General features: G+C 45.8%; 11 protein-coding genes and 1 riboswitch. Of the genes, 9 read left to right on the top strand and 2 right to left on the bottom strand.

Going from position 1 to position 13,255, the window contains the following annotated elements; genetic code table 11:
• Positions 1–5 precede the first annotated feature (5 nt).
• Both DXN04_RS21125 and DXN04_RS21130 read right to left on the bottom strand, forming a co-directional pair.
• A complete protein-coding gene (locus DXN04_RS21125; RefSeq protein ID WP_116855379.1) occupies positions 6–1,241 on the bottom strand; it encodes a TlpA family protein disulfide reductase in 1,236 nt (411 codons plus the stop codon).
• Between the two features lie 5 nt (positions 1,242–1,246).
• Positions 1,247–2,500: a redoxin domain-containing protein gene (locus tag DXN04_RS21130; protein ID WP_116855380.1), complete on the bottom strand. Its 1,254-nt coding sequence runs from the start codon at positions 2,498–2,500 to the stop codon at positions 1,247–1,249.
• 107 nt (positions 2,501–2,607) lie between these two features.
• Positions 2,608–2,808: riboswitch (cobalamin riboswitch) on the top strand.
• 131 nt (positions 2,809–2,939) lie between these two features.
• On the opposite strand from DXN04_RS21130, the gene DXN04_RS21135 reads away from it, so the two are divergent.
• The 9 genes from DXN04_RS21135 to cobM are packed head-to-tail and all read left to right on the top strand — an operon-like array spanning position 2,940 to position 13,253.
• Complete coding sequence (locus tag DXN04_RS21135) at positions 2,940–3,299, top strand: (2Fe-2S) ferredoxin domain-containing protein (protein WP_116855381.1); 360 nt, start codon at positions 2,940–2,942, stop codon at positions 3,297–3,299.
• An 18-nt stretch (positions 3,300–3,317) separates the two neighbouring features.
• Positions 3,318–5,597 carry a TonB-dependent receptor gene (locus DXN04_RS21140; RefSeq protein WP_116855382.1) on the top strand — a complete coding sequence of 760 codons (2,280 nt, stop codon included), beginning with the start codon at positions 3,318–3,320 and terminating at the stop codon, positions 5,595–5,597.
• 3 nt (positions 5,598–5,600) lie between these two features.
• Entirely contained in the window at positions 5,601–6,401 is an 801-nt protein-coding gene (locus tag DXN04_RS21145) for a HoxN/HupN/NixA family nickel/cobalt transporter (RefSeq protein ID WP_116855383.1), read from the top strand.
• Positions 6,388–7,227 carry a Rossmann-fold NAD(P)-binding domain-containing protein gene (locus DXN04_RS21150; protein WP_116855384.1) on the top strand — a complete coding sequence of 280 codons (840 nt, stop codon included), beginning with the start codon at positions 6,388–6,390 and terminating at the stop codon, positions 7,225–7,227. Before DXN04_RS21145 ends, DXN04_RS21150 begins: the two co-directional genes overlap by 14 nt.
• Positions 7,224–8,144 carry a sirohydrochlorin chelatase gene (locus DXN04_RS21155; protein ID WP_116855385.1) on the top strand — a complete coding sequence of 307 codons (921 nt, stop codon included), beginning with the start codon at positions 7,224–7,226 and terminating at the stop codon, positions 8,142–8,144. Before DXN04_RS21150 ends, DXN04_RS21155 begins: the two co-directional genes overlap by 4 nt.
• A gap of 3 nt (positions 8,145–8,147) precedes the next feature.
• Entirely contained in the window at positions 8,148–8,855 is a 708-nt protein-coding gene (gene cobI, locus DXN04_RS21160) for a precorrin-2 C(20)-methyltransferase (RefSeq protein ID WP_116855386.1), read from the top strand.
• Positions 8,856–8,900: 45 nt separating this feature from the next.
• Positions 8,901–10,250, top strand: coding sequence for a precorrin-3B C(17)-methyltransferase (gene cobJ, locus DXN04_RS21165; RefSeq protein ID WP_116855387.1), 1,350 nt, complete (start codon positions 8,901–8,903; stop codon positions 10,248–10,250).
• A complete protein-coding gene (gene cbiE / locus DXN04_RS21170; RefSeq protein ID WP_116855388.1) occupies positions 10,243–11,436 on the top strand; it encodes a precorrin-6y C5,15-methyltransferase (decarboxylating) subunit CbiE in 1,194 nt (397 codons plus the stop codon). The genes cobJ and cbiE overlap by 8 nt, the downstream gene beginning before the upstream one ends.
• Positions 11,433–13,253 (top strand): precorrin-4 C(11)-methyltransferase, encoded by a 1,821-nt coding sequence (gene cobM, locus DXN04_RS21175; protein WP_116855389.1) that lies wholly within the window; start codon positions 11,433–11,435, stop codon positions 13,251–13,253. The genes cbiE and cobM overlap by 4 nt, the downstream gene beginning before the upstream one ends.
• Positions 13,254–13,255 lie beyond the last annotated feature (2 nt).

Here is a 13,255-nt window from a genome sequence, read left to right on the forward strand (position 1 = left end):
ACCTTTTATTTCGTTGCATCTATATAAGCTTTTATGCTTTCAAAGGCATTTTCTGGCCGCAAATCTCTTGTCCACCAGGAGATCTTAGCTCCCCTATCCAGGAACAGCCATTGTCCGCTTTCGGATGCAGCTAACTGGTGAGCAAGGGTTTTATTGGGATGCTCAAAATTCTGTGGATCGATATAGAGCGGCAGATCGATCTGCCTGCTTTCCAGGTATTGTTTGGCAGCTATATCGGCACCCGGAATATTTTCGCTGCTATGAATACAAATAAATACCACATTGGTATCTTTCGCATAATATTCCTTTGCCCGCTGGACTTCTGCAAATGAGTTATCCTTAAAATTAGTTTCTGGCAGGCTCCACATGTACACAAAGACCGTTTTGCCACGCAGGCTTTTCAAAGAGAAATCATTTCCCTTCATGTCTTTTAACAATACATCCGGCATTGTCCGCATTTCCTGACGCAAATTAACGGCCGCCATCATCCGCTGGCGATTGCTTTTGGTGATTGAATCTACGTATTGCTGGTAGCTGTTAATCTTAAAATAATAGGTCGTAAACAAATCTTTAGCAGCAGAGAGAAATGCAGCGGGGCGATTTAAACCCCAGGAAAGCAGGACACGCATCCGCTTAATGGCCTCCACGCGGTTGCCCGTCTGCATCAATAAAAGTGCACCCAGTTCCTCTTCCCGTGCATGATAGAAGCCACCGGATGTTTGTGCATCTTCTGCTTTCTTAAAGTATTTTATACCATTGGTATAATCCCCTTTCTGGTACAAGACCGCTGCATAGCTGTAAAGTATACTTACACCATAAGTGGTTATGTAGGATTGGCGCAGGTACCAGTTGGGATAGATGGTATCGAATCTCCGGGGATCCGTGTCAATATAAGGCAATACCAGTTGTTCTGCTTCATTAAACCGCTTGCCGGCTACCAGGGCTTGGGCAGCTTCGGAGATCGCCCAGCGTTTTGCACCGGCTCCTTTGATCTGAGCGATCCAGCTGTTGACCTTCTTAAAGTCTCCTTTTTCTGCGTAGGCACGGGCACACACTACCTTGCTATTATCTGCATCGAAGTTATTCGCCTCCTGCTGCTCAATCATCTTTTCCATAACGATTGGGGCCAGCTGGCACCTGACAGCTGGTTCGAGATAAGCATATTCAGGCTTATATTGTGCTACAGCCCTGAAAGAAAGCATACAAAGGCTAAGGCATAAGAAATTATAATACTTCATCATTGTTTTTATTTTTCCGGGTTTTCCCTGACTGCATCTATCATTCCATGTACCACCTGATATCCCATTTCGTTTAAAAGTCCTGCGGGTCTTTTTACTTTTCCTATTCCTTCTTTATTTAAAATAATGTAATCGCCCTCCCATGCCCTTTCTAAATTTGCACTTTCCAGATGTAGCGCAGTAGCCATTGGATTTTTCTTTGTGACCGGATCTTTCAGATCGAGGTAGAGATCCAGGTTATAGCCTTTCCTGTCGAGGTAATTAGCAACATCCGTGGCCGTAGAGGCAGCCGCCTCATATGTATGAATACAGATGAACACGACATCGGGATTATTGGCGTAAGATTCTTTTACGCGTTGTAAAACCGGGAATGAATTATCGTATAAATCGGTTTGATCGATTGTCCAAAAGTAGATGAATACTGTTTTACCACGGAGGCTACTCAATGAAAAGCCGTTTCCCTTCTCATCTTTCAATTGTATATCCGGCACCTGGATGTTTACGGTTTGCATTTTCTTTAATGTCTCGTCCTTAATCCTTTTGTACAACCAGGCGGTGGCAGATGCTACCTTTTGCTGATAATCAGGTAAGCACTTTTTGGCGGCGGCCATGAATTCTTTATTCCTGTCAGGCGCACCACTTATCAAAGAATGCATTTCCATGCTGGCTTCACTGGTCTTGCCCATATGCATATACAGGAGTGCGAGCAATTCTCTTTGCCGGAAGTCAAAGAAAGTATGCCCTTTATCTACATCCAGGGCAGCCTGCATATAACGCATAGCAGTTTTATAATTGCCTTTATGGTACTGTACTTCAGCGTAATAATAAAAGAACCTGATTGCGTCATCCTTATATACCAGGAGTGTGGGGCCCATATACCCATTTGCATCCTCTTTGGTCAGATCCAGGTGAAGGTACGGTTGCAGGAGAACTTCCGCTTCTTTATAATGTTTGTTAGTCAGCAGGATGCGGACAGCAGAACAGGCAGCCTGATGTTGAAAGGTTTGATTTTTGAAATCTTTGAGCCAATATCTGACTTTGTTCATGTCTGCCCGGTCGGCATATGCCTCCACCAGGTAGACTTTCGCCCGGTCGGCATCACCGTATTTAGCTTCAAAGGTGCGGGTCATTTTCTCCATGATGGCAGGATCACCCTGGGTTTTGATCCGGTCTTGGGAGAATTCTGCCTGGGAATCATACTGGGCTGTGGCCTGCATGGTCTGCAGACTAAGACAACAAAACAAGAAAGTAGATAATTTCATAGTATAGGATTCAGTAAGAGAGAATTAAGCACCGATTATGCCAGGCTTTCCCCTTCTGTATGGTGGTTAATTGTCCCCAACCGCAACAAAGTTAAATTAATTTACTACTTTTACCCCCGGTTTATGGTTTTTATCCTCCTTTCTGGCGGATAAAATTAAAAGGGAATCCGGTGTGAATCCGGAACAGTTCCCGCTGCTGTAAGTTCCATCAATCGCTTTTAACATCTGCAAAGCCACTGTTCCTGCAGGAACGGGAAGGCGTTAAAAGTGGAACGAGTCAGAAGACCTGCCAAAAACTATCACTACTTATCCAATGCTTTCGGGAAAAAAGTACAGGGATTGCAAACAACATGCGCAGTGTTTGCTCTTGCCGCCTTTTCTCCTGTCCGCTTGTTTAATCGTTAACGGGTAATTAACTGCATTAAATGTTTTAAAAGGTATGGCTATTAAAGATCTGACCAAAGTTCAGAAGATGGTTTTTATTTGCAATGGTGGGACCTGTGCTAAAGGTGGTGCAGACGAAAACACTTCAGCTTTGAGGGCACACCTCACCAAACATGGTATGGATGATGAGATACATACTGTTCGCACAAAGTGTATGGGACAATGTACCAGCGGACCGATTGTATTTATTCATCCTGAAGGTGCCTGGTATGGTGGCGTAAATCCTGAGATTGCACGTGATATTGTGACCCAGCATCTCTTACAAAACACTTTACTGAAACCACAACTTTGCTTTCCGGAAGCAGAAAAAATGGAGTTACAGCCTGTAATGTTTAGCACAGCGAAAGCAGAATAAACTCAGCGTTACAGCAACATGTACAAACCATTCAGCAGACTGGGTTCTGCCGTTATTTTATTATGCGGTATGACCGTAAATGCACAGACAACAACTCAAATCAGGGGTATTGTAACAGACAATACTGATCAAAAGCATATTCCGGGAGCTACGGTGGTAATTGTGGAAACCGGCCTACATGCAGGTAGCGCAAACATTCATGGTGTTGTTACCGGTGAAACCGGTGAATTTACCATTGCCAATGTAGCCAGCGGAGAATATATGTTAAAGGTTACATCTACTGGATATGAGGCCTTGACTAAAAAGATTAAAGTCATTGCAGGCAACGGCAATACGTACAACATTTCGCTAAAACCAGACCTGCTCAACCTTTCAGAAATCACTGTTTCCGCCGCCACTACCCGGCCCGGGGAAAATAAGATGGATCTGCTGGCCATGCAACTGCAACCAGTAAAATCTGCACAGGATTTATTGAGAACCGTACCTGGGCTATTCATTGCCCAACATGCCGGGGGTGGTAAGGCTGAACAGATCTTTGTACGGGGTACTGACAATGATCATGGTACTGATTTCGCGATTTTCTTCGACGATATCCCGGTGAACATGCCTTCGCATGCACATGGCCAGGGATATGCCGATATGCACTTTATGATTCCGGAAGTAGTAGGCAGGGCCAGCTTTTTCAAAGGGCCTTACGATGCTGGTCTGGGTGACTTCTCTATCAGCGGTGCCGCTCAGTTCCAGTCTCTGTATAAGCTGGACAGGAATGTGGCAAAAGTGGAATATGGAAGGTATAATAGCCCGCGTGGATTGGTGATGCTGCACTCACCGGAGTGGAGAAATCAAAATGCTTATATCGCGGCTGACTATAGTTATAACGACGGTTATTTCATTCATAAACTACATTTTAAACGGCTCAATTTATTTGGCCGCTACAATGTGCAGCTTAGTCCGGCGACAGACCTGAGCGTTACTGCATCAGGATTTAACAGTAGCTGGGATGCTTCGGGTCAACTGCCCCTACGGGCCATCAACGCCGGTAAACTGAACAGGTATGGATCTATCGATCCTTCTGAGGGAGGGTCTACGAGCCGGGTGAACCTGAGTATAAAGACGAGTACGAAGTTGGGGACGAATGGTACATTCAATAACATGTTGTACTATACTAAAAACAATTTTTCCCTGTATTCTGACTTTACCTTTTTCATGACGGATACCATACATGGAGATGAGATCAGGCAATGGGAAGCGAGAGATCTGTTTGGCTACAAGGGTACTTATAAGCGCTTTGATTCTATAGGGCATACTGCTTTGCAAACGGAGGTTGGTCTGACCACACGTACAGATTTGCCTGATAATGGCAGGGACCATGTGGAGCAAAGAGTGCTGTTAAGCGTGGATGCAGTGAATACCGCTCAGATCACCAATTACAGTTTTTATATTAAAGAGAACTGGCAGTTTCATCCCAGGTGGCATATGCAGTTAGGATTACGAAATGATCTGTTTGACTTTAATTTCCAGGACAAACTTGATAAGAGCAATGATGGCAGTAAGGTGGTGTACCGCTTTAATCCAAAACTGCACCTTTACTATGATATGTCTGGCAATGTAACGCTGTATGCAAAGGCGGGCACTGGTTTTCATTCCAATTTCATACAAGCAGTAGTCAGTAAAGAGCAACCTGCGAACCCGGTACCAACTTCTTATGGTGGGGACCTGGGTACGAATTTTAAAATTGGTCAGCGGGCGCTGTTTAGTATTACGGGCTGGATGCTGTATGTAGGATCGGAATACCGCTTTGTAGCGGATGATGGCTCTTTTGAAGAAATCGGCAATGCCAGGAAGATTGGTATGGATGCGAGTATCCGGTATCAGCTCTCCAATGCGTTGTGGGCGGATGTGAACCTGAACTATGCACATGGTGTGCTGAGGGATGCACCTAAAGATGCAAACCAACTGCCATTGCATCCTAAGTGGAACTCTACGGGTGGCCTCACCTACAGGCACCCCAGTGGTTTAAATGCCAGCCTGCGCTACCGCTATATGGGAGAACGGCCTGCTACTGAAGATGGAAGTGTGCAATCGGCCAGCTATTTCATTACAGATGCGGTTGTGAAATTCACGCATCCGAGGTATGAGATAGGTATATATGCGGAGAACCTGTTTAATACACAGTGGGCAGAGGCGCAGTTTTATGACGAATCAAAATTAAAAGGAGAAGCGGAGCCGGTGTATGATTTTCACATCACCCCCGGTACGCCATTGTTTATAAAAGGAAGTCTGAGTGTATATTTTTAGATTATGGGAACCGATATATCAGGATTTATTGTATTGGCCGTACTTGGTCTGCGTCATGGGCTGGATCCGGACCACATCACAGTGATTGACGGGTATACTTACCGCCTTCATATGAACAGGAGCACCTGGAGCAGATGGGTAGGTACCCTCTTTACATTTGGACATGGAATAATGGTGACTGCCATTGCTTTGTTCCTTTGTATTCTAAAGAATAATTTTAATATTCCCCCCTTGCTGGATCTTGTGGTGGAATGGACAGCCTCGCTGATGTTGTTATTTATGGGGATCTCGAACCTGGTCTACCTGAAAAGAGGGCAGGTGCAAATGGCTGGCATCCGGAAAAAACTGCTGCCGAAATCATTCGGGAATAGTCTGAACCCGTTTACAGTAGTCCTCACAGGTATTATCTTCGGCTTTATCTTCGATACTTCTTCGCAAATTGCGGCTTTTGGGTATGCGGTCGCGGTATCCAATCAATGGGTTTATGCGGTATTGGGGGGCGTGGTGTTTTCACTGGGGCTGATCCTGACAGGGACCTGCGATTCCATGTTGCTCAGTAAACTGCTTAAGACCTTTGACCAGCGGAAAATCCAGAATCACCGATTCAAATTAAATGTACTGATTACAATCATGTGTTTTGCCATTCCTATCTATAAATTGCTTAGTACCTGGAATGAGTCCCTCGAATTGAGCGATACACAGAACAATATTGTGGGAATAATTTTTATAAGTATCATTATTTCATTGTACGCTGATTTATATTTGAGGCACAAATTCAGCAAATCAGACAATGGAACAGAATGAGCATATCAAGGACAAATCCATCAGCGTACTAGGCTGTGGCTGGCTCGGCCTACCATTAGCCGGGCTTTTTGTTCAACAGGGCTACCGGGTTAAAGGGTCTGTGACCAGTGAAGAAAAGCTGGAAGCGCTGTTTGACAAGGGCATCCTCCCCTACCAGTTAACGATTTCAGACAAGGAAATCAATTGTTCTGATCTACAGGGGTTCCTGGAGAGTGAGATCCTTGTCATTAATTTCCCGCCCAGCCGCAGGCCGGATATAACAACTTATCACCCCGCCCAGATAGCCTTGCTGATACAGGCGATAGAGGCGAGTCCGGTGAAACATGTGTTGTTCATCAGTTCTACTTCTGTATATCCTGACCTGAACAGGGAGATTACCGAACAGGACATCGTGCCGGCTACCAAGGGAAGTGGGCAGGCATTGCTGCTGGCGGAGAACCTCTTACTTTCACAGACGAGGTTTACCACCACTATACTTAGATTAGGAGGATTGATTGGTTATGACCGTATGCCGGCACGCTTCCTGGCTGGAAAGAAAGATGTGGAGAATGGGGATGCACCGATTAATGTGATACACCAGGATGATTGTATAGGACTGATCAGTGCGCTTATTGAACAGGAAGTGTGGGAAGATATCTTTCATGCGGCAGCAGATGAGCATCCGACCCGAAGGATATATTATACCCTGGCGGCCGAAAAAGCAGGCCTGGAAGTTCCGACCTTTGCGGAAGGCAAGCCGCTGTGTTTTAAAATTATCAATTCAGATAAGATCAAGCGTCGTTTGCATTATACATTCAAGCACCCTAATCCCCTGGCATTATTATGAAAGGAATATTAATATGCGGACATGGCAGCAGGGACCCTGAAGGAGTACGTGGATTTAAGGAACTGGTAACGCTGCTGAAAGAACGCTATCCTTCGTACATGGTCGACTATGGCTTCCTGGAGTTTTCCCATCCCGTATATGCAGCAGCGGTAGAGCGGATGTACCTGGCGGGTGTCAGGGAGATCCTGGCGATTCCGGCCATCCTGTTTGCCGGTGCGCATGCGAAGAATGATATTCCTTATGAGATGAATACTTTGCAGCACCAGTATGAAGGCCTGACTATCAGGTTGGGCAGACATATAGGGATTACTCCCGCTATCCTGAAACTTGCGCAGAAACTAATATTGGCAGCGGGTGGTACCGGAGATCTTTCCGATGCATGCTTGCTGGTGATAGGAAGAGGTACTTCTGATCCGGATGCAAATGCGGATGTAGCAAAGATGACGAGGATGCTGTGGGAAGGAATGGGATTTGGATTTGCGACAACAGCATATATAGGGGTAACAAAGCCATTATTGCAGGAGGCCTTGCCGATTGTAAATCTCCTGCCTTATAAGAGAGTGATTGCTTTACCGGTGTTTTTATTTACAGGCATCCTGCTGAAGAAGATCTATGGGCAGCTGGAAGAATACAGATCGCAGACTGATAAAGAGATCCTGTATACTCCAGGATTTGAGTGTGATGAACTGTTGTTGGAGACGATAGATGAGCGGATCAGGGAAGTGGAGATCGGGCGACCGGAGATGAACTGCCAGTTGTGTAAATACAGAACCCAGATCATAGGGTTTGAGGAAGAAGTAGGCAAAGAGCAGGTGGGGCATCACCTGGCAGTGAAAGGAATATTGTTTGAAGAGGAGGAAAAGATTGAAACGGGTAACAAAGTTTTCACCAGGTTTAAAAAGATTTTGGGAATCTGAGTTATGGCAAAACAGGGTAAAATATACGGTGTATCTCTTGGCCCCGGTGATCCTTTACTGATCACAGTAAAAGGCCTGCAGGTGCTGCAGCAGGTGGATAGGATTTACTACCCCGGCTCTTTGCTGGAAGACGGCAGTACTATCAGTTACTCGCTGGGCATCCTGCAATATCATGCGCTGGATGAAAGTAAATTCAGGGGAATGTTCCTGAAGATGAGTACAGAAAGAAGTGAAGTGGCGGCAACCTATGCGAATACTTTTTTGCAGATGTGGGAGGATTACCAGATGGGCCTGCAGGTGGCTTTCGTGAGTGAGGGTGATATTTCATTCTACAGCACCTTTGCTTACCTGATGGAGCATATCCAGCAGTATAAGCTGGATGTGGAGGTGATTGCAGGTGTGCCATCTTTTTTGAATGGCGCAGCAGCGCACCAATTACCCTTAGGCGTGCTGAATGAGAAGATAGCGATTTTACCCAGGATGGAGGATGCAAGGCGGCTGGAACATTTACTGGATACTTTTGATACAGTGGTGCTGATTAAAGTGAGGAGTGTGATCAGGACTTTATTGCCCGTACTACATAACAAGGCTGTGCGGGTGATGTATTGTGAGCGATTGGGTACGCCGGATCAGTTCATCACAACAGATATAGAGGTGATTAAGGAGCGGGATGTGCCGTATTTTTCGCTAATTATATTAAAACGGTTATGATGGAGCCGCTTTCTAATACTGTTTATTGACCATTCTACAAAAATTATGAGATTAAGTGTAGTGGGCATAGGTCCCGGCGGCGCTGATTATATATTGCCTGTTGCGCAACAGGTATTGGCAGATGCAGATATTGTAATTGGATATAGTTATTATTTCCAGTTCATCGGTCATTTGCTTGCTGAGAAATGCGAATGCATTGGCAAAGACCTGACGGAAGAAGAAGCCCGTGCGGTACTGGCAGTGGATAGCTGTGCACCGGGAAGGCATGTGGTAGTCATCAGTTCCGGTGACGCAGGTATTTATGCCATGGCTTCACTGGTCTACCAGTATGCAAGCAGGCATCCTGAAAAAGAGATTGACCTGCAGACTATTCCAGGCGTCAGTGCATTTATAGCCGCTGCAGGAAAGCTGGGTGCGCCATTGGGCCATGATTTCTGTTGTATCTCTCTTTCTGATTTAATGACACCATGGACTACTATTGAGCAGCGAATTAAAGCAGCTGCCTTTGGTGACTTCGTCACTTCCTTATATAATCCAAGGAGTAAGAAACGGTTCTGGCAACTGGAGCGGTTTAAAGAAATCTTCCTGGAACATCGTTCTGCCGATACGCCGGTGGCCATCATCAGACAGGTGACACGCGCGGAAGAAAGCATTCTTATTACCACTTTAAAAGAACTGCCGGTTGAGGCAGTAGATATGTTCTCGCTGGTGATGGTGGGGAATTCACAGACCTACCAGTTTAAGAATTTCTTAGTCACCCCACGGGGGTACCTGGATAGAAAGCCGCAGAGCGGACAGGAGATCCAGGATGAAAGCTTCAGGCAGATAGCGGAACAAATGCAGCGTACGGATCTGTCAGCAGCTGATAAATGGGCGGTGATGAGGTGTATACATACGACTGCTGATTTTGAATATGAGGATTTGTATCATTCCAATGGTAATGCGATTGCCCGCTGGCAGACTTACCTGCAGGAAGGAGGTACGATTGTGACGGATGTGACAATGGTGCAATCTGGTATTACCCGTTCCTTTTTAGAAAAATACCAGGCGCAGGTACATTGTTACCTGAATGCGGAAGGCGTATTGGAACTGGCGGCCAGGGAAGGATTGACAAGGAGCCAGGCCGGTATGCGGCTGGCTATAACGAAACACCCTGAGGCTTTGTTTGTGGTAGGGAATGCACCAACTGCTTTATTTGAGTTGTGTGATCATTTGGGGAATGCGGATTTTAAACCAGCGGGAATCATTGGAGCACCGGTAGGTTTTGTGAATGTAGTGGAGTCTAAGTTGAAATTGCAGGCCATGAAGCATATCCCTTATGTAATTATCAAAGGGCGTAAGGGAGGAAGTAATGTAGCGGCGAGTATTGTGAATGCAGCATTTACTTATGAATAAATACGTAGTAATAGGGATTTCTGACCATGAACACTTTGTCTTGCCGGATGAGGTGCAAACCTTATTACCACAACACCAGTATTTCTCAGGTGGCCGGCGGCATCGCCACCGTATGCAGCAATACCTGCCTGCGGTGTATGAGTGGATTGATATTACAGGAGACATACCTGGATTGATTCAGCGATATAAGGAGCTGGAAGGTAGTGTGATCATCTTTGCCTCCGGCGATCCTTTATTTTATGGCTTTGCAAATAGCCTGCGCAGGTATGATCCGGAAGCATCGATGCGGGTATATCCTTATTTCAATAGTTTACAATTATTATGTCAGCGGTGTAATATTGCTTATGCTGGTTTGTATAACACTTCGGTGCATGGGCGTGGATGGGATGAATTGGATACTGCACTGATCAGAAGAGCGCAACTGATCGGGGTGCTGACAGATGGTACAAAGACACCTGCAGCGATCGCGAAAAGGCTGTTGGAATATGGGTATGACAACTATACGATGATTGTGGGCGAGGCTTTGGAAGGTGTGGATGAAAAAATCGGAACGTTCTCATTATCAACCGCTGCAACGGGGTTATTTCACGCATTGAATTGCGTATTATTAGTTGAAAATACCCCACGGCAGAAGTGGATGGGTATACCGGATACTTTATTTGAGGGTTTGCAGAACAGACCTAACATGATCACTAAGATGCCTATACGGTTATTAAGTTTAGGGCAGCTGGATTTGTTTCATCGGCAGGTACTTTGGGACATTGGTTTCTGTACCGGTTCGGTAGCTATAGAAGCAAAGAATAATTTTCCGGGGTTACAGGTAGTGGGTTTTGAGAAGCGGGAAGGGTGTGATGGATTGCTGGACAGGAATGCTGCAAAGTTTGGCGTGCCGGGAATAATAAAAGTGATGGGCGACATATTTGAGCAGGATCTATCTGCCTATCCCCTACCCGATGCAATCTTCATAGGAGGGCATGGAAACAGGTTAGGTGAATTGATGGAAGTCCTTGATCATTATTTGAAAGCAGGTGGCCGTGTGGTGATGAATGCAGTAAAGCCGGAAAGTAAAGTGCAATTTGAGCAGGCTGTGACAAGGCTGGAGTATCAATTGCATACACCTGTAGCAATTACAATAGACGAACATAATCAGATTACTGTCCTGACGGCAGAAAAAATAAAAACATGAATAAAACAGCGATCATTGCCAGTACAGACAGAGGCGTGGAATTAGGTTTGCGCGTCATGAAGGAGTTTCCCCATGCTGTAGTGGTGAGTACGCGGGTACATGAGCAGGCAACAACGATTTCTTCCATAGCGGGTTTCCTGCAGGACAATTACAGCAGGTTTGACAGCCTGGTATTTATAGGTGCATTGGGAATATGTGTGAGGAGTATTGCGCCTTTTTTACAGGACAAGCATACAGACCCGGCAGTGATCAATATGGATGACCATGGCAATTTTGTGCAGGCCGTAGTATCCGGGCATGAGGGAGGAGCGAATGAGCTGGCAACGAAACTGGCAAGGGCGATTGCAGGGCAGGCCGTGATTACCACCAGCAGTGACCTGCAACAGTTGTGGGCGCTGGATACGCTGGCGGCGCAATTCAACTGGAAGACGAATGTAAATAATGAACTGATTTCTTTATTTGTCAATAATAAGCCGACAGCCGTATTATTGGATCTTAAAGATAAAGGGACGTTATACCTGGAGCGAACAAAACCAGCGTTTGCAGATCTGTATTATGCTTATGAGGAGATTGATTTTTCTAAGTATGCGTTGCTGATTGCGGTGACCTATAAGGAATATGAGGCACCGGTACCTGTCTTGCATTACCATGCACCCGTTTTAAATATAGGGATGGGATGTTCACGGGATATCGAAACGGAGCTGCTGGAAGCATCTTTGCGTCAGCAGTTTCAGGTGCAGGGGCTCGCGATTGACTCTCTAAAAGCGATTGGCTCTATTGATATTAAGGCAGATGAAACGGCGTTTATAGAATTGGCGAAAAAGCTGGATGTGCCTTTTGTTACTTTCAGCGCTGACGCGTTGAATACCCAAACGGTACCGAATGCTTCGGAAGTGGTGTTGTCGAAATTAGGCGTGCATAGTGTATCAGAAGCATCTGCCATGTTGCTGAGTAGCAATACCAGTTTATTGCTGGAAAAACAAAAGATTACAGTTGCTTCCGGAAAGAAACATACATTGGCGATTGCTATAGATAAAAGTGCAGCACGCAAAGCGGAGGTGGTGATTGTTGGTGCAGGCCCTGGAGATGCGGAGTTAATCAGTATAAAAGGAAAGCAGTTGCTGGAAACAGCGGACCTGATCCTTTATGCGGGAAGCCTTGTTCCGGAGGAACTAACGCACTATGCAAAAGCAGGTGCAGTGGTACGCAACTCTGCGAGTATGACGCTGGAAGATCAGATCGCGCTGATGGAAGCACACTATGCGAAGGGACACCTGATTGTAAGATTGCAGAGTGGCGATCCTTCTATATACGGAGCCATCCAGGAACAGATGACTATCTTTGATGAGAAGGGAATGGACTATTCTATTGTGCCAGGGATCTCTTCGTTCCAGGCGGCAGCAGCTTATCTGAAATCGGAGTTCACTATTCCGGAGGTAGTACAGAGTATTATTCTCACCCGCGGTGCTGGTAAAACACCATTGCCGGAGCATGAGAAACTGAATGAGATGGCGAAGCATAAGGCAACGATGTGCATCTTCCTGAGTGCCACGATTGCTAAGTCTGTACAGGCACAGTTACTCGAACATTATGCGCCTGAAACACCCGTAGCAGTGTTGTACAGGGTGACCTGGAAAGACGAGGCGGTGTTTACCGGTCAACTGCAAGACCTGGCGCAAATTATCAGGGATAATAAACTGACCTTGACAACATTGGTGATTGTAGGCGATGCGATTGGTGCGAGGAAAAACCGGTCACATTTGTATAGTCCTGCGTGGAAGCATACATTCAGAACAGGGAAGACGATAAAAATTTAAAG

Origin of the sequence: Chitinophaga silvisoli (assembly GCF_003412465.1) — a bacterium.
GTDB lineage: Bacteria > Bacteroidota > Bacteroidia > Chitinophagales > Chitinophagaceae > Chitinophaga > Chitinophaga silvisoli.